We start from the raw sequence: 15655 nt of genomic DNA, 5'->3' as shown, positions 1-15655 counted from the left end.
TCATGGGTGCCTCCGACTTCTCGAACCTGCCCCACATCGGCGAAGCGCTGCGGCGCAAGGAAGACTATCGCTTCCTGACCGGCGCGGGCAACTACACCGACGACATCACGCTGGCCAACCAGAGCCATGCGGTCTTCGTGCGCTCGCCGCACGCCCACGCCGTCATCAAGTCGGTCGACACCGCCGAGGCGCTCAAGATGCCCGGCGTGGTCGGCATCTTCAGCGGCAAGGACATCGAGGGCAAGATGGGCGGCCTGCCCTGCGGCTGGCTCATCAACAACCCCGACGGCACCCCCATGAAGGAGCCGATGCACCCGATCCTCGCGATCCACAAGGTGCGCTACGTGGGGGACCACGTGGCGATGGTGGTGGCCGAAACCGTCGAGCAGGCCAAGAACGCGGCCGAGGCCGTGGTGGTCGACTACGACGTGCTGCCCGCCGTCGTGAGCGTGGCCGATGCGGCCAAGAAGGCGAGCGGCGTCACGCTGCACGACGAGGCGCCCGACAACCAGTGCTACAAGTGGGCGCTGGGCGACAAGGCGGCCGTCGATGCGGTGTTTGCCGGTGCCGCGCACGTGACCCAACTCGACCTCGTCAACAACCGGCTGGTGCCCAACCCGATCGAGCCGCGCGTGGCCATCGGCAGCTACAGCCGCGGCACCGACGACTACACGCTCTATGTGTCCAACCAGAACCCGCACGTCGAGCGCCTGCTGATGACGGCCTTCGTGCTGGGCCTGCCCGAGCACAAGGTGCGCGTGATCGCGCCCGACGTGGGCGGCGGCTTCGGCTCCAAGATCTTCCTCTACGCCGAAGACGTGTGCCTGACCTGGGCCGCCAAGCAGCTCAACCGCAACATCAAGTGGACGGCCGAGCGCTCGGAGTGCTTCCTGTCCGACGCGCACGGCCGCGACCATGTGAGCCATGCCGAGATGGCGATGGACAAGGACGGCAAGTTCCTCGCGATGCGGGTGCACACCGACGCCAACCTGGGCGCCTACCTGTCGACCTTCTCCACGGCCGTGCCCACCATCCTCTACGCCACGCTGCTCGCGGGCCAGTACACCACGCCGCAGATCTACGTCGAGGTCGATGCCTGGTTCACCAACACCGCGCCGGTCGATGCCTACCGCGGTGCGGGCCGGCCCGAGGCCACCTACCTGCTCGAGCGCCTGGTGTCGCGCTGCGCCTGGGAAATGAACCTCGGCCAGGACGAGATCCGCAAGCGCAACTTCATCACCACCTTTCCCTACCAGACGCCGGTGGCGCTGCAGTACGACACGGGCGATTTCCACGCCTGCATGGACAAGGCCCGCGTGCTGGCCGACGTCGATGGCTATGCGCAGCGCAAGTCGGCCAGCGAGGCCGCGGGCAAGCTGCGCGGCATCGGCTACTCGAGCTACATCGAGGCCTGCGGCATCGCGCCGTCGAACATCGCCGGGGCGCTGGGCGCGCGGGCCGGCCTGTTCGAGTGCGGCGAGATCCGCGTGCACCCCACCGGCAGCGTGACGGTGTTCACCGGCTCGCACAGCCACGGCCAGGGGCACGAAACCACCTTTGCGCAGGTGGTGGCGGCGCGCCTGGGCATTCCGGTGGACAACGTCGACGTGGTGCATGGCGACACCGGCCGCGTGCCCTTCGGCATGGGCACCTACGGCTCGCGCTCCATCTCGGTGGGCGGTGCCGCCATCATGAAGGCGCTCGACAAGATCGAGACCAAGGCCAAGAAGATCGCCGCGCACCTGATGGAGGCGAGCGATGCCGACATCGAGTTTGCGAACGGCGAGTTCACCGTGAAGGGCACCGACAAGAAGATCCCGTTCGGCCAGGTGGCGCTCACGGCCTACGTGCCGCACAACTATCCGCTCGACAAGCTCGAGCCCGGCCTGAACGAGACCGCCTTCTACGACCCGACCAACTTCACCTTCCCGGGCGGCACCTACATCTGCGAGGTCGAGGTCGACAAGCAGACCGGTGAAGTGCGCGTGGACCGCTTCACCGCGGTGGACGACTTCGGCACCATCATCAACCCGATGATCGTCGAGGGCCAGGTGCACGGCGGGCTGGTGCAGGGCATCGGCCAGGCGCTGCTCGAGAACTGCGTGTACGACAACGAGACCGGCCAGCTGCTCACCGGCAGCTTCATGGACTACGCCATGCCCAGGGCGGGCGACTTTCCGCAGTTCAAGCTCGACACCGTGTGCACGCCGTGCACGCACAACCCGCTGGGCACCAAGGGCTGCGGCGAGGCGGGGGCCATCGGTTCGCCGCCGGCCGTGATCAACGCCGTGCTCGACGCGCTGGCGCCGCTGGGCGTCAAGGACTTCGACATGCCCGCATCGGCCAGCCGCGTCTGGGAAGCGATGCAGGCGGCCGCCTCCCACTAGAACACACCAGAACAACGAAGGAACCCACACCATGTACGCCTTCACACTCGAACGGCCGGCCACCGTGGCCGATGCGGCCAAGCTCGTTGCCGCGGGCGCCAAGCCGCTGGCGGGCGGCCAGACCCTGCTCGCCTCCATGAAGCTCAGGCTGTCGGCGCCCGAGCAGCTCGTGGACCTGGGCGGCATCAAGGAGCTCACCGGCATCAGGAAAGATGCCGGCACGATCACCATCGGCGCGATGTCCCGCCACCTGGACGTGGCCAACAACGCCGACGTGAAAGCCGCCTTTCCGGCGCTGGCCGACCTGGCCGGGCGCATCGGCGACCGGCAGGTGCGCGCGATGGGCACCATCGGCGGCTCGGTGGCCAACAACGACCCGGCAGCCTGCTACCCCAGCGCGGTGCTCGGCTCCGGTGCAACGCTCATCACCTCGAAGCGCGAGATCGCGGCGGACGATTTCTTCCTGGGCCTCTTCAGCACGGCACTCGAAGAAGACGAGCTGATCACCGCGATCCGCTTTCCCATTCCGAAGCGCGCCGTGTACGAGAAGCTGCGCCAGAAGGCATCGAACTTTCCGCTCGTCGGCGTGTTCCTTGCGCAGTTCGACAGCGGCGTGCGCGTGGCCATCACCGGCGCGGGCAACGGCGTGTTCCGCCACGCGGGGCTCGAAGACGCGCTCAACAAGAGCTTCACCGCGGCCGCCGCCGCGGCCGTGAAGATCGACGCGAGCGATCTCAACAGCGACCTGCATGCCTCGGCGGCCTACCGCGCCAACCTGATCAGCGTGCTCACGCAGCGCGCCGTCACCAGGGCGCTGGGCTGAACCAGGCAGCGCCGCCACCGCTCGCGGGCCGGAAGGCGCGACAACCCCGCGTCTTCCGCTACGCTTCGCCATGATCTTCCCGACCATCGATTCCCTTTCCGAAGGCTTGATGCAGGCCGGCTACTTTGCCGACCGCCGCCTGGCCACGGCCGTGTTCCTCGCGCTCAGGCTGCAGCGTCCGCTGCTGCTCGAGGGCGAGCCCGGCGTCGGCAAGACCGAGCTGGCCAAGGCGCTGTCGACCGCGCTGAACCGCGAGCTGCTGCGCCTGCAGTGCTACGACGGGCTGGAACAGCGCGAGGCGCTCTACGAATGGAACTACGCCGCGCAGCTCTTGCACATGCGCGCGGCCGAGGCCACCGGCGCCATCGTGGCCCCCACGCTCGGCGCTGGCGCGTCCTCGCTGCCCCCCGAGGGGGCTCTCGCGCCTTCGGGCGGCCGGGCGGCGCTCGTGCGCGACGTGGAAGCCGAGGTCTACCAGCCGCACTACCTGATCCGCCGCCCGCTGCTGCAGGCCCTGCAGACCCCCGCGCCGGGTGCCGTGCTGCTGATCGACGAAGTGGACCGCGCCGACGAGCCCTTCGAGGCCTTCCTGCTCGAATACCTGGGCGAGTACCAGGTCAGCATTCCCGAGCTCGGCACCGTGCGCGCCGTGGTGCCGCCGGTCACCATCCTCACGAGCAACCGCACGCGCGAACTCAACGACGCGGTCAAGCGGCGCTGCCTCTACCACTGGCTCGACTATCCGGAGCGCGAACGCGAACTGGCCATCGTGCGGGCCCAGGTGCCGCAGGCCGGCGAAAAACTTTCGGCCCAGGTGGCGGCCTTCGTTGCGCGGCTGCGCGATGCGCCTTTCGTCAACGCCTTCCAGCGCGCGCCCGGCATCGCCGAAAGCGTGGAGTGGGCAAGGGCGCTGATCGCGCTCGACACCGTCGAGCTCGACCCCGAAGTGGTGGTCGACACGGCCGGCATCCTGTTCAAGCAGCGCGACGACGTGGCGGCGCTCACGCACGAACTGGCATCGGAGCTGCTGAAACCCGAGGAGCCGGTCGCGCCCTGAGCGCGTCCGAAGCGCAAGGCCTCCCGCATGGCCGGCATCCAGCAACTCGGCGACGTACGCAGCGGCAAGCTGGCCGGCAACATCACGGCCTTCGGCCGCGCACTGCGCCGCGCGGGCGTCCGCACCGATGCGATGCGCATTGCGCTGGCCGCCGAAGCGGCCACGCTGGTGGGCGTGGAAAGCAGGCTCGACCTGAGCGCCGCGATGGAAGCCGTCATGGTCAGCCGCGAGCAGGACCGCATGGTGTTCCGCGAACTCTTCGATGTCTGGTTCCGTGACCCCGAACTTGCCAACAAGCTGCTCGCGCAGATGCTGCCAAGCGCCGAGGGCAAGGCCGAGCCCTCCAAGCGGCGCCCGCGCGTGCGCGAGGCCCTCACGGCGCCGCGCGATCCCGCCAGGCCCGCCGTGGCCGCCAAGCCCGACAAGGAGGTCGAGTTCGATGCCGCCATGACATCGAGCGACCGGCAGCGCCTGCAGCATGCCGACTTCAATGCGCTTGGCGCGTCCGAGTACCGGCTGGTCGAGCGGCTCGCGCGCGATGTCAGCTTGCCCATTCCCTTGCTGCCGTCGCGCCGGTTGCGTGCTGCCAACGATGCAGGTTCGCAGCATGCGCGCATGCACTGGCCCGGCGTGCTGCACGAGGCGGCGCGCACGGGTGGCGAAATACTTCGCCTGCCGAAGCTGAGCCGGCGCGAGCAGCCCTTGCCGCTGCTGGTGCTGGTCGACGTGTCGGGCTCGATGGAGCGCTATGCGCGGCTGCTGCTGGCCTTTCTGCATGCGTCGACGCGGCGGGCCGGGCGGCGCGACGTGTTCGCCTTCGGCACGCGCCTGACCGATCTCACGCCGGCCTTCCGGCTGGCCGACACCGATGCCATGCTGGCGGCCGCCGGCCTGGCCATCGACGATTTCGCGGGCGGCACGCGGCTCGGCAGTTCGCTGGCCGAGCTTCGCCGCGCGCATGCCCGCCGCCTGACCGGCCGCCGCACGCTGGTGCTGGTGATCAGCGACGGGCTCGATACCGGCGAGCCGGCACTGCTCGAAAGCGAGCTGCTCTGGCTCAAGCGCCATTCGCGCCGCCTGCTGTGGCTCAACCCGCTGCTGCGCTTCGAGGGCTACGCCCCTTTGGCGCGTGGGGCCAGTGTGCTGCACCGGCATGCGGATGCGATGCTGGCGGTCCACAATCTCAGTGCCCTCGAACAGCTCGCCAGCAGCCTCGCCGCCCTCATGCGGTCCGGGCGCTAGGGACTTCACGGAAGCAAAAAGGAAAACCACCATGGAAATGCTCGGCAACCGCCGCCTCGGCGTCACCCAACAACAGGCCTGGGAAGCGCTCAACGATCCCGAGACGCTCAAGAAGTGCATTCCCGGCTGCGACAAATTCGAGCTCACGGGCGACAACCAGTACAGCGTGGCGCTGGCGGTCAAGATCGGTCCGGTGTCGGCCAAGTTCAGCGGCAAGGTCGCGCTGTCCGACATCGTGGCGCCCGATGGCTACAAGCTCAGCTTCGAGGGGCAGGGCGGCGTGGCGGGCTTTGCCAAGGGTTCGTCCAGCGTGACGCTGCGGCCGCTGGACGGCGCCGCCGAAGCCGCGCCGGCCGCGGCCGGCTGCGAGCTCGACTACACCGTGCAGGCGCAGGTCGGCGGCAAGATCGCCCAGCTGGGCCAGCGCCTCATCGATGGCGCCGCCAAGTCGACCGCCGACGACTTCTTCAAGCGCTTCGAGGCCGAGATGCAGAGCCGCTACGGCCCGCCGCCGGCCGCCGCGGCCGAGGACACGGCCGAGGCGCCCGCCGAAAAGGCCGGCATGATGTCCGGCCTCATGAAGAAGATCGGCCTCGGCAAGAAGGACGACAAGGACGCGTCCGTCGCACCGGGCGACGCCAGCTAGGAGCGGACCGGGCGATGGAAAATCTCGACGTCATGGTGCTGCGCACGCTGCGCGACTGGCGGCGCGCCGGCAAGCGCGCGCTGCTCACGACCGTGGTGCGCACCTGGGGCTCGTCGCCGCGGCCGGTCGGTTCGATCATGGCGCTGGCCGACGATGGCGCGGTGGTGGGCTCGGTCTCCGGCGGCTGCATCGAGGACGACCTGATCGCGCGCTACAGCCATGCGCACGGCAACGGCGAACAGGTGCCCGTGGGCGCGCCGCCCGTGCTCGTGAAGTACGGCATCACGGCCGACGAGGCGCACCGCTTCGGCCTGCCCTGCGGCGGCACGCTGGAGCTGCTGCTCGAATACGACCCCGACGCGGCCTTGCTCGACACGCTCGTGGCCCAGCTGGAGCAAGGCCGGCTCATGCAGCGCACCGTCACGCTTTCGACCGGTGCCGTGCGCCTGGCCGAAGCCACCGCGCCCGATGCGCTCAAGGTGGACGACACCGAGCTCACCAACACCTTCGGCCCCGAATACCGCATGCTGCTGATCGGCGCCGGCCAGCTGGCCGAATACCTCGCGACCATGGCCAAGTTCAGCGGCTTTGCCGTGACGCTGTGCGACCCGCGTGCCGAATACCGCACCGCATGGACGCTCGCCGGCGTGGAGATCACGACCGAGATGCCCGACGACGCGGTGCTGGCCTTCAAGCCCGACCGCCGCAGCTGCGTGGTGGCGCTCACGCACGACCCCAAGCTCGACGACCTTGCGCTGCTCGAAGCACTGCAGAGCGAGGCCTTCTACGTCGGCGCGATCGGCTCGCGCCGCAATGCCGAGGCGCGGCGCGGCCGCATGATCGAGCACTTCGGCCAGACGGAGGAATCGCTCGCACGGCTGCGCGGACCCATCGGCATCTACATCGGCAGCAAGACGCCGCCCGAGATCGCCGTGAGCGTGATGGCCGAGATCCTGGCCGTGAAGAACGCGGTGACGCTGCCGCGCGAAATGGAAGTGGCGCGCGCCAAGGGCATGCAGCAGCTCGCGATGAGCTGATCCCTGCCGCCGGTTTCAGCCCGGCTTGGCCGCCGGCGGCACGTCGCCGCCCTTTTGCCGTTCGCGGAAGAGCGCCGCGCGCATCAGGAAGATGGTGGTGATGGGCGCCGTGAGCGCAATGAACAGGACGATCAGCACGGCGTGCAGGAAGAGGCTGAAGCCCTGCACCGAGAAATAGACGATGGTGGCAATCGTCATGCACCACACGCCCACCGTGGCGCCGAGCGTCGGCGCATGGATGCGGCGGAAAAATGTGGGCAGCCGCACGAGGCCGAAGGAGCCGATGGCCGCAAAGGCCGCGCCGAGCACCGCGAACACGGCGGTGACGATTTCCGCCCACAGCGGCAGCGGCCCCACGATGAAATCCGTCATTCGATGACCTCCCCGCGCAGGAGGAACTTGGCCATCGCCGTCGACCCGACGAAGCCGAACAGCGCCGTCAGCATCGCGGCTTCGAAGTACACGTTGCTCGCATAGACGATGCCCAGCACCAGCATCATCAGCATGCCGTTGATGTAGAGGCAGTCCAGCGCCATCACGCGGTCCTGCGCGCTCGGGCCCACCAGCAGCCGGGCCAGCGCGCAGAGCATGGCCACCGCCAGCAGCAGCAGCGCGAATTTCAAGGCCCAGAAAAGTACAGGCGTCATGATTCGAAAATCTCCATCAGGGGGTGCTCGTAGCGCTGCTTGATCATGGCGATGAAAGCGGCTTCGTCGTCGACGTCGAACACATGGATCAGCAGCGTGCTGCTGTCGAACGCGATCTCGCCCCAGGCCGTGCCGGGCGTGAGGCACATGATCATGGCCAGCACCGCGAGCCCGTTCGGGTCGCGCAGGTCCAGCGGCACGTTGATGAACCGCGAGGCGATGCGCGAGTTGCGGCGCGTCAGCAGCCGCCGCGCCACGAAGAGCGCCGATTCCAGCATGTCGGCCACGGCCCGGCCCGCGAGCCGCAGCGCCACCCAGGGCTTGCGCATGCGCACGGTGGCGGGCCGCAGGCCCTTGGTGAGCAGCGGAACCGCCATGGCCAGCAGCGCGGCCGACAGCAGCGTGGCGGCGTCGAGCGACTGGTTGAGCAGCAGCCACACCGCAAACAGCGCCAGCGAGAGCGGCGGCGAAGGAAGCCAGCGCTTCATGGTGCCGGGCCTTTCGCGGGGCCCGCGGGGTTGGGCACCTGCCGCGCGCCCATCACGGCATTGCGGTAGGCGGTGGGCGTGCGCAGTCCTTCGGCGGTGGTGATGGCGTGGCGCATGACGGGGCCGGCCCAGACCGTGAGCGCCACGCTGGCCGCGAGCAATCCGGCCACGGGCAGCACCTCGAGCGCGGGCAGGGCCGGCATGGTGGGATGCGGCTGGGTCCAGAAGTGGCGCATGCCGGTGCGGCTCAGCGCAATCAGCGCGAGCAGGCCCGAAACGACGAGCAGCGCCAGGAAGATCCATGCGGGCACCGAGGTGCCGCCGGTGGAAAACGCGCCCGACAGCATCGCGAACTTGCCCACGAAGCCCGACAGCGGCGGCAGGCCCGCGAGCAGCAGCGTGCAGCCGATGAAGCTCAGCCCCAGGAAGGCCACGCCGGCCGGAATCGCGCGGCCGTAGAGCGCCTGCGCCTCGTCGTCGAGGTTCACGTCGTCGAGCACGCGCAGGTCTTCGGCGAGGAAAGGCGCATTGCCGGCCTTCTCGTGCGGCGCCACGCTCATGCCGGCATTGCGCCAGCGCTCGATCATGTCGGTCAGCAGGAAGAAGGCGCTCACGGCCAGCGTCGAGCTCAGCAGGTAGTAGAGCGCGCCGGCCCACACGGCCGGCTCCCCCAGCCCGATGGCCGCGAGCAGCGTGCCCGCCGACACCAGCACGCTGAAGCCCGCGAGGTTGGAGAGCCGCTGCGTGCCCACGATGCCGATGGCACCCGCGAACAGCGTCGCGAGCCCGATCGCGAGGAGCGCGGATTGCCCGAACGCCGCCGAGCTGCCGGCATCCGGCGCGAAGAGCAGCGTCCACAGCCGCAGCAATGTGTAGACGCCGAGCTTGGTCAGGAGCGCGAACACGGCACCCACCGGCGACACCGCCGCGCTGTAGGCCGGCACCAGCCAGAAGTTGAGCGGCCAGGCGCCGGCCTTGGCGAAGAACGCCGTTGCCAGGATGGCGGCTGCCGCATGCACGAGGCCGCGGTCGGCCGGCGCGAGCTGCGCGATGCGCATGCCGAGGTCGGCCATGTTGAGCGTGCCGGTCGCGCCGTAGAGCAGCGCCGCGCCGATCAGGAAGAGCGACGATGCGGCCAGGTTGATGGCGATGTAGTGCAGCCCCGCCTGCACCCGCAGCCGGCCCGAGCCATGCAGCAGCAGGCCGTAGGAGGCCGCGAGCATCACCTCGAAGAAGACGAACAGGTTGAACAGGTCGCCCGTGAGGAAGGCGCCGTTCAGGCCCATGAGCTGCAATTGCAGCAGCGGATGGAAATGCACGCCGGCGCGGTCCCAGCGCGAGGTGGAATAGATCGAGGCCGCAAAGGCGACCACGCCCGTGAGCGCCACCATCATGGTCGACAGCCGGTCGGCCACCAGCACGATGCCGAAGGGCGCGCGCCAGTTGCCCGGCAGGTAGACGCCGACCGAGCCGGGGCCGTCGCCGGTCTCGGGCGCGTTCACCCAGCGCAGCAGTGCCAGCGCCGCCAGCAGGCCCACCAGGCCCGAGACCACGCTCAACGCCGACTTGGTGCGGCGCCGGCTTTCGCCCAGCAGCAGCATCAGTGCGGCCGTGAGCAGCGGCACCAGGATCGGCACCGCGACGAGGTGCGGCATGCTGAACTCGAGCAGGCGGTCGAGCAGCTGGACCAGTTGCCCCGTCATTCCGCTGCCTCCTGCCGCTCTTCGCCGTCCACGTGGTCGGTGCCGGTGAGGCCGCGCGAGGCCAGCAGCACCACGAGGAACAGCGCCGTCATTGCAAAGCCGATGACGATCGCCGTCAGCACCAGCGCCTGCGGCATCGGGTCGGCGGTGTTGGCCAGCGTGGCGGTGATGCCGTGGATCAGCACCGGTTCGCTGTCGAGCTTGAGCCGCCCCATGCTGAAGATGAACAGGTTGACCGCGTACGAGATGAGCGTGAGGCCCATGATCACCTGGAAGGTGCGGGGCCGCAGCAGCAGGTACACCCCCGAGCCGCTGAGTACGCCGATGGCCAGTGCGAGCACGATCTCCATCAGCGCGCTCCTTCCGGCATGGCGACGGCGGCCGCAGCGGCTTCGGCTTCCTTCTCGCGCTGCTCGTCGGCCCAGCGGTGGCTGCGCACCGACTGGTGGGCCAGCGCGGTGAGGATCAGCATGGTGGCGCCCAGCACCAGCGCGAACACGCCGATGTCGAAGAACAGGGCGCTCGGCACGTGCAGCTCGCCCAGCACGGGAAGATGCAGGTGCGCGGTGTGGGTGGTCAGGAACGGATAGCCGAACAGCACCGCGCCGCTGCCCGTGGCCAGCGCGAGCAGCAGGCCGGCGGCGATCCAGCGGCGCGGATAGATGCGCAGGTGCTCTTCCACCCACTCGGTGCCCGAGACGATGAACTGCAACACCAGCGCCACCGACATCACCAGCCCCGCGACGAAGCCGCCGCCGGGTGCGTTGTGCCCGCGCATGAAGAAATAGACCGACACCAGCACCGCGAGCGGCAGCAGCAGCCGCACCAGCACGGCCGGCACCATCAGGTAGCCCACGGCCGTGTCCTTGGCCAGGCGCGGGTTCAGCAGGTCGCTGCTGCCATCGTCGGCCTGCGCGCGCTGCTGCACCGGCAGGGCCATCGATTCGCGCGCCGGCCGGAAGCGGCGCAGCAGTGCATAGACCGTGAGCGCCACCACGCCCAGCACGGTGATCTCGCCGAAGGTGTCGAAGCCGCGGAAGTCGACCAGCATCACGTTGACCACGTTGGTGCCGCCGCCCTCGGCCAGCGCATGCTCGAGAAAGAAGGGCGAGATGCTTTGCGGAAACGGCCGCGTCATCATGAGCCACGCCAGCGCCGCCATGCCGCTGCCGACGCCGGCCGCCACCAGCAGGTCGCGCCCGCGCCGGCCCCAGGGGCGCAGCCTGGCGCGCGCTGGCTGGACCGCGTCCTTGCTGCGCATCGGCAGCCAGCGCAGGCCCAGCAGGATCAGCACCGTGGTCACGGCCTCCACCACGAGCTGCGTCAGCGCCAGGTCGGGTGCCGAGAACCAGATGTAGGTCACGCAGCACACCAATCCGGCGCCCGAGGCCAGCATCAGCGCGGCCAGGCGGTGGAACTTGGCCTGCCATGCCGCCGCCAGCGCGCAGACGCCGCCGATCAGCCAGGTCATCGCGAACATCGGCGAGAAGGGCAGCAGCTCGCGGTCGCCGCGCGCGACGGGTGCGGTCCAGAGCGAAGCCGCGGCGCCCGCCGCCGCCACCGCGATCAAGAGCAGCAATTGCGACTGCATGCGCCGCGTGCCCAGCAGGCGCCGGCTGCGCCGGCCGGCCTCGCTGAGCTGCGCGAGCAGGTGCTCGAAGATGGCCTGGCCGTCGAAGCGGTGCAGGAGCGGCGTGTGTTCGAGCTTGCCCTCCGCGCGGCGGCGGCGCTGCGACAGGTAGAGCGCCATGCCACCCGCCAGCGCCACGAAGCTCATCGCCAGCGGCAGGTTGAAGCCGTGCCATACGGCCAGGCTGTATTCGGGCAGCACGCCGCCGACCACCGGCGTGGCGGCCGTGGCCAGCAAGGTGCCGACCGACCAGGCCGGCGCCACGCCCACCACCAGGCAGACCAGCACCAGCAGCTCGACCGGCACGCGCATCCAGTGCGGCGGTTCGTGCGGCTGCCTCGGCACCTCGGGACCGCAGGGCGGGCCGAAGAACACGTCGAACACGAAGCGCGCCGAATAGGCCACGCTGAAGACGCCCGCCACGGTGGCAATGACCGGAAGGCTCAGGCTGATCCACGGCGTCGCCTGGATGAACACGGTCTCGGCAAAGAACATTTCCTTCGAGAGAAAGCCGTTGAGCAGCGGCACGCCGGCCATCGATGCGCTCGCGATGATCGCCAGCGTGCCGGTGATCGGCATCAGCCGCAGCAGGCCGCTGAGCTTGCGGATGTCGCGCGTTCCGCTCTCGTGGTCGATGATGCCGGCCGCCATGAAGAGCGATGCCTTGAAGGTCGCGTGATTGATGATGTGGAACACCGCCGCCACTGCCGCCAGCGGGCTGTTCAGCCCCAGCAGCAGCGTGATGAGCCCGAGGTGCGAGATGGTCGAGTACGCGAGCAATGCCTTCAGGTCGCGCTGGAACATCGCGACGAAGCCGCCGAGCAGCAGCGTGATCGCGCCCGCGCCGCCCACCAGCCAGAACCACTCTTCGGTGCCCGACAGCACCGGCCACAGCCGCGCCATCAGGAACACGCCAAGCTTCACCATGGTGGCCGAATGCAGGTAGGCCGAGACCGGCGTGGGCGCCGCCATGGCGCGCGGCAGCCAGAAGTGGAACGGGAACTGCGCGCTCTTGGTGAAGGCGCCCAGCAATATCAGCACCAGGGCCGCCGGATAGAGCGCATGCGCGCGGATCTCGTTGCCCGAGGCGAGCACCACGTCGAGCTCGTAGCTGCCCGCGATGCGGCCCAGCACGATCACGCCCGCGAGCAAACAAAGCCCGCCGGCACCGGTGACCGTGAGCGCCATGCGCGCGCCGCGCCGCGCGTCGCGCCGGTGGTGCCAGTAGCCGATCAGCAGGAAGGAGAACAGGCTGGTGAGCTCCCAGAACAGCACCAGCTGGATCAGGTTGCCCGAGAGCACCACGCCCGTCATCGCGCCCATGAAGGCGAGAAAGAAAGAGAAGAAGCGCGGCACCGGATCGGACGCCGACATGTAGTAGCGCGCATAGAGCACCACCAGCGTGCCGATGCCCAGCACCAGCATGCAGAACAGCCAGGCAAAGCCGTCCATGCGGAACACGAGGTTGAGCCCGAGCTCGGGCAGCCACGCGATCTCCTGGCGCAGCACGTTGCCGCGCGCGATCTGCGGAAAGAACCATGCGGTCTGCAGCGCGCAGCCCAGTGCCACGAGCCCCGCCAGCGTCGACTCCCGGTTGCGCGCGTTCGACGGCATCAACGCGGCCAGCACGCTGGCAATGAAGGGGAGTGCGACGAGAAAGACCAGGGGCATTGCGGTCGATTCTATCGATCGACCCCTCGGAAGATTCCCCCGGAAACCCGCGAAGATCGACGGCCTTGCAGCCTGGCGATGAGGCGGCCGGTCAGCCCGCCAGGGCCTGCACGCTGCGTATGCCCAGCCAGGTCAGGAACAGCGATCCGCCGAGGTGGGCTGCTGCCGTGAGCAGCGCCACGCCCGGCCGGCCTTCGAGAAGCATGGTCACGACCTCGGCCGAGAAGCTCGAGAAGGTCGTCAGGCCGCCGAGAAAGCCCGTGACCAGCGCGAGCCGCCAGGCCGGATCGAGGTCGGGCAGCAGATGGAACGAGGCAATGGCCACGCCGACGAGGTAGCCTCCGACCAGGTTGGCGGCCAGCGTGCCCCAGGGCATGAACCCGCCCGCGCCGAACCACAGCGCAAGGCCCCAGCGCGCCAGCGCGCCCACGGAGGCCCCCATGCAGATGGCAAGAATCGGAAGCAGCATGGGCCTATTGTCGGGGCACGCCTGGCGCTGTTCAGGGCGCCATCTGCTGCGGCAGCCAGGTGACCAGCTGCGGCACGAAGTAGATGATCAGCACGGCCGCCACCATCAGGAAGAACATCGGCAGCGTGACGCGTGCGATGTAGAGCAGGTCTTTTCCGGTCATGCCCTGCAGCACGAACAGGTTGAAGCCCACGGGCGGCGTGATCTGCGCCATCTCGACCACCAGCACGATGAAGATGCCGAACCACACCGGGTCGATGCCGGCGGCGTTGACCGTCGGCATGATGACGCCCATGGTGAGCACCACCATCGAGATGCCATCGAGGAAGCAGCCCAGCACCACGTAGAACGCCGCGAGCATCGCGATCAGCTGGAACTTCGAGAGCCCGAGCGAGCCGATCCATTCGGCCAGGTGGCGCGGCAGGCCGATGTAGCCCATGGCGAGCGTGAGGAAGGCCGCGCCCGCGAGGATCAGCGCCATCATGCAGTAGAGCCGCGTGGCGCCGAGCAGCGCTTCCTTGAAGCTGTGCCGGTTCAGCGAGCCCTGCGCGCCCGAAATGACCATGGCCCCGACCACGCCCACGGCCGCCGCTTCGGTGGCCGTGGCAATGCCCGCGTAGATGGACCCGAGCACCGACAGGATCAGGAGCGCGACCGGGATCAGCGACATCGAAGCCTTGAGCTTCTGGGCGAAGGGCAGTTTCGCATCGGCCGGCGGAATAAGGTCGGGGTTGCGCAGCGCCCAGAACACGATGTAGCCCGAGAACAGCAGCGCGAGCAGGATGCCCGGGATCACGCCCGCAATGAACAGCCGGGCGATCGACACGTCGGCGCTCACGCCGTAGACGATCATGATGATCGAGGGCGGGATCAGGAGGCCCAGCGTGCCGGCGCCGGCCAGCGTGCCGATCACCATGTCGTCCGGATAGCCGCGGCGCTTGAGCTCGGGCAGGCTCATCTTGCCGATGGTGGCGCAGGTGGCGGCGCTCGAGCCCGACACCGCCGCGAACACCGCGCAGCCCACCACGTTGGTGTGCAGCAGCCGGCCCGGCAGGCTTTGCATCCAGGGCGCGAGGCCCTTGAACATGTCCTGCGACAGCCGCGTGCGGAACAGGATCTCGCCCATCCATATGAACAGCGGCAAGGCGGTGAGCGTCCAGCTCGAGGCCGAGCCCCAGATGGTCACGGCCATGGCGTCGCCCGCGGGCCGCGACGAGAAGATCTGCATGGCGATCCACGCCACGCCCGAGAGCGTGAGGCCGATCCACACGCCGCTGCCCAGGATCAGGAAGAGTGCGCCAATCAGCAGGGCCGCAACGGCAATGTCACTCATGGCGCAGGGCCTCCGTCCCGGCCGGCTTGGCCGGCCTTCCGCGCCACTCGATCACGAACTCGTCGAAGGCTGCGATGGCGAACACCAGCGCACCCACGGCCATCGAGAGCTGCGGCAGCCACAGGGGCGTGGCGTCGTTGCCGGTGGAAATGTCGTGGAAGTCGTACGACTGGAACGCCAGCCGCGCGCTGTACCAGGCAAACAGCACCGCGAGCAGGGCGCCCGCACCCATCGCCCAGCGCTCCAGCCAGCGCTGCGCGGCCGGCGGCAGGTTCTGCAGCACCAGCGTCACGCGGATGTGCTCGCCGCGCTTGAGCGTGTGGGCGAGCGCCAGGAAGCCGGCGCCGGCCATCAGGTAGCCGGCATAGGCATCGATGCCCGGAATGTTGAAATGAAGCTGCCGCCCGACGATGGACAGCAGCACCATCACCAGCAGGCCGATCATGAAAAGCGCCGCCAGGGCGGCGGCGCTGTTGTAGAGGAAATCGAGCGTCTTTCGCATCGGTGGCTGTTCGGGGTTGC

At 69.0% G+C, this 15655-nt stretch carries 15 protein-coding genes; 6 read left to right on the top strand and 9 right to left on the bottom strand.

Annotated elements, in window-relative coordinates:
- Positions 1-2: 2 nt before the first annotated feature.
- The 6 genes from AC1DMS_RS10325 (at position 3) to AC1DMS_RS10300 (ending at position 7192) form a co-directional block, all read left to right on the top strand.
- Positions 3-2387, top strand: coding sequence for a xanthine dehydrogenase family protein molybdopterin-binding subunit (locus AC1DMS_RS10325; protein ID WP_478180966.1), 2385 nt, complete (start codon positions 3-5; stop codon positions 2385-2387).
- 31 nt (positions 2388-2418) lie between these two features.
- Positions 2419-3210: an FAD binding domain-containing protein gene (locus AC1DMS_RS10320; protein WP_018903097.1), complete on the top strand. Its 792-nt coding sequence runs from the start codon at positions 2419-2421 to the stop codon at positions 3208-3210.
- Positions 3211-3280: 70 nt separating this feature from the next.
- Positions 3281-4267, top strand: coding sequence for an AAA family ATPase (locus AC1DMS_RS10315; protein WP_012746739.1), 987 nt, complete (start codon positions 3281-3283; stop codon positions 4265-4267).
- Between the two features lie 27 nt (positions 4268-4294).
- On the top strand, positions 4295-5509 hold the full coding sequence (locus AC1DMS_RS10310; RefSeq protein WP_012746740.1) for a vWA domain-containing protein: 1215 nt from the start codon (positions 4295-4297) through the stop codon (positions 5507-5509).
- A gap of 31 nt (positions 5510-5540) precedes the next feature.
- The gene (locus AC1DMS_RS10305) at positions 5541-6155 is read left to right on the top strand and encodes an SRPBCC family protein (protein ID WP_012746741.1); all 615 of its coding nucleotides are present in this window, start codon (positions 5541-5543) and stop codon (positions 6153-6155) included.
- Positions 6156-6169: 14 nt separating this feature from the next.
- On the top strand, positions 6170-7192 hold the full coding sequence (locus tag AC1DMS_RS10300) for an XdhC family protein (protein ID WP_018903096.1): 1023 nt from the start codon (positions 6170-6172) through the stop codon (positions 7190-7192).
- A gap of 15 nt (positions 7193-7207) precedes the next feature.
- On the opposite strand, the gene mnhG is transcribed toward AC1DMS_RS10300, so the two are convergent.
- The 9 genes from mnhG to AC1DMS_RS10255 form a co-directional block, all read right to left on the bottom strand.
- Positions 7208-7564 (bottom strand): monovalent cation/H(+) antiporter subunit G, encoded by a 357-nt coding sequence (gene mnhG, locus AC1DMS_RS10295; protein ID WP_012746743.1) that lies wholly within the window; start codon positions 7562-7564, stop codon positions 7208-7210.
- On the bottom strand, positions 7561-7839 hold the full coding sequence (locus AC1DMS_RS10290; protein ID WP_012746744.1) for a K+/H+ antiporter subunit F: 279 nt from the start codon (positions 7837-7839) through the stop codon (positions 7561-7563). Before AC1DMS_RS10290 ends, mnhG begins: the two co-directional genes overlap by 4 nt.
- Positions 7836-8327, bottom strand: coding sequence for a Na+/H+ antiporter subunit E (locus AC1DMS_RS10285; protein WP_012746745.1), 492 nt, complete (start codon positions 8325-8327; stop codon positions 7836-7838). The genes AC1DMS_RS10290 and AC1DMS_RS10285 overlap by 4 nt, the downstream gene beginning before the upstream one ends.
- Positions 8324-10030, bottom strand: coding sequence for a monovalent cation/H+ antiporter subunit D (locus tag AC1DMS_RS10280; RefSeq protein ID WP_012746746.1), 1707 nt, complete (start codon positions 10028-10030; stop codon positions 8324-8326). The genes AC1DMS_RS10285 and AC1DMS_RS10280 overlap by 4 nt, the downstream gene beginning before the upstream one ends.
- Entirely contained in the window at positions 10027-10380 is a 354-nt protein-coding gene (locus tag AC1DMS_RS10275) for a Na+/H+ antiporter subunit C (RefSeq protein WP_012746747.1), read from the bottom strand. The genes AC1DMS_RS10280 and AC1DMS_RS10275 overlap by 4 nt, the downstream gene beginning before the upstream one ends.
- Positions 10380-13331, bottom strand: a complete 2952-nt coding sequence (locus tag AC1DMS_RS10270; RefSeq protein WP_012746748.1) for a monovalent cation/H+ antiporter subunit A — start codon at positions 13329-13331, stop codon at positions 10380-10382. The genes AC1DMS_RS10275 and AC1DMS_RS10270 overlap by 1 nt, the downstream gene beginning before the upstream one ends.
- Positions 13332-13422: 91 nt before the next feature.
- Entirely contained in the window at positions 13423-13800 is a 378-nt protein-coding gene (crcB, locus tag AC1DMS_RS10265) for a fluoride efflux transporter CrcB (protein ID WP_018903093.1), read from the bottom strand.
- A gap of 31 nt (positions 13801-13831) precedes the next feature.
- The gene (locus tag AC1DMS_RS10260) at positions 13832-15133 is read right to left on the bottom strand and encodes a TRAP transporter large permease (RefSeq protein WP_012746750.1); all 1302 of its coding nucleotides are present in this window, start codon (positions 15131-15133) and stop codon (positions 13832-13834) included.
- Positions 15126-15635 (bottom strand): TRAP transporter small permease, encoded by a 510-nt coding sequence (locus tag AC1DMS_RS10255; protein WP_012746751.1) that lies wholly within the window; start codon positions 15633-15635, stop codon positions 15126-15128. The genes AC1DMS_RS10260 and AC1DMS_RS10255 overlap by 8 nt, the downstream gene beginning before the upstream one ends.
- Between the last annotated feature and the right edge of the window lie 20 nt (positions 15636-15655).

The sequence above is a fragment of the Variovorax sp. 05T418 genome, from assembly GCF_056396385.1.
The sequence above is the reverse complement of the archived record's forward strand: the minus strand, read 5'-3'. Positions and strand labels throughout refer to the sequence as shown.

Bases quoted from the DNA above. Each gene is read 5' to 3' on its own strand.
- AC1DMS_RS10255 (WP_012746751.1), bottom strand. From the start codon at position 15,635: ATGCGAAAGACGCTCGATTTCCTCTACAACAGCGCCGCCGCCCTGGCG.
- AC1DMS_RS10260 (WP_012746750.1), bottom strand. From the start codon at position 15,133: ATGAGTGACATTGCCGTTGCGGCCCTGCTGATTGGCGCACTCTTCCTG.
- AC1DMS_RS10290 (WP_012746744.1), bottom strand. From the start codon at position 7,839: ATGACGCCTGTACTTTTCTGGGCCTTGAAATTCGCGCTGCTGCTGCTG.
- AC1DMS_RS10305 (WP_012746741.1), top strand. From the start codon at position 5,541: ATGGAAATGCTCGGCAACCGCCGCCTCGGCGTCACCCAACAACAGGCC.
- mnhG (WP_012746743.1), bottom strand. From the start codon at position 7,564: ATGACGGATTTCATCGTGGGGCCGCTGCCGCTGTGGGCGGAAATCGTC.
- AC1DMS_RS10320 (WP_018903097.1), top strand. From the start codon at position 2,419: ATGTACGCCTTCACACTCGAACGGCCGGCCACCGTGGCCGATGCGGCC.
- AC1DMS_RS10310 (WP_012746740.1), top strand. From the start codon at position 4,295: ATGGCCGGCATCCAGCAACTCGGCGACGTACGCAGCGGCAAGCTGGCC.
- crcB (WP_018903093.1), bottom strand. From the start codon at position 13,800: ATGCTGCTTCCGATTCTTGCCATCTGCATGGGGGCCTCCGTGGGCGCG.
- AC1DMS_RS10275 (WP_012746747.1), bottom strand. From the start codon at position 10,380: ATGGAGATCGTGCTCGCACTGGCCATCGGCGTACTCAGCGGCTCGGGG.
- AC1DMS_RS10270 (WP_012746748.1), bottom strand. From the start codon at position 13,331: ATGCCCCTGGTCTTTCTCGTCGCACTCCCCTTCATTGCCAGCGTGCTG.
- AC1DMS_RS10325 (WP_478180966.1), top strand. From the start codon at position 3: ATGGGTGCCTCCGACTTCTCGAACCTGCCCCACATCGGCGAAGCGCTG.
- AC1DMS_RS10285 (WP_012746745.1), bottom strand. From the start codon at position 8,327: ATGAAGCGCTGGCTTCCTTCGCCGCCGCTCTCGCTGGCGCTGTTTGCG.
- AC1DMS_RS10280 (WP_012746746.1), bottom strand. From the start codon at position 10,030: ATGACGGGGCAACTGGTCCAGCTGCTCGACCGCCTGCTCGAGTTCAGC.
- AC1DMS_RS10315 (WP_012746739.1), top strand. From the start codon at position 3,281: ATGATCTTCCCGACCATCGATTCCCTTTCCGAAGGCTTGATGCAGGCC.
- AC1DMS_RS10300 (WP_018903096.1), top strand. From the start codon at position 6,170: ATGGAAAATCTCGACGTCATGGTGCTGCGCACGCTGCGCGACTGGCGG.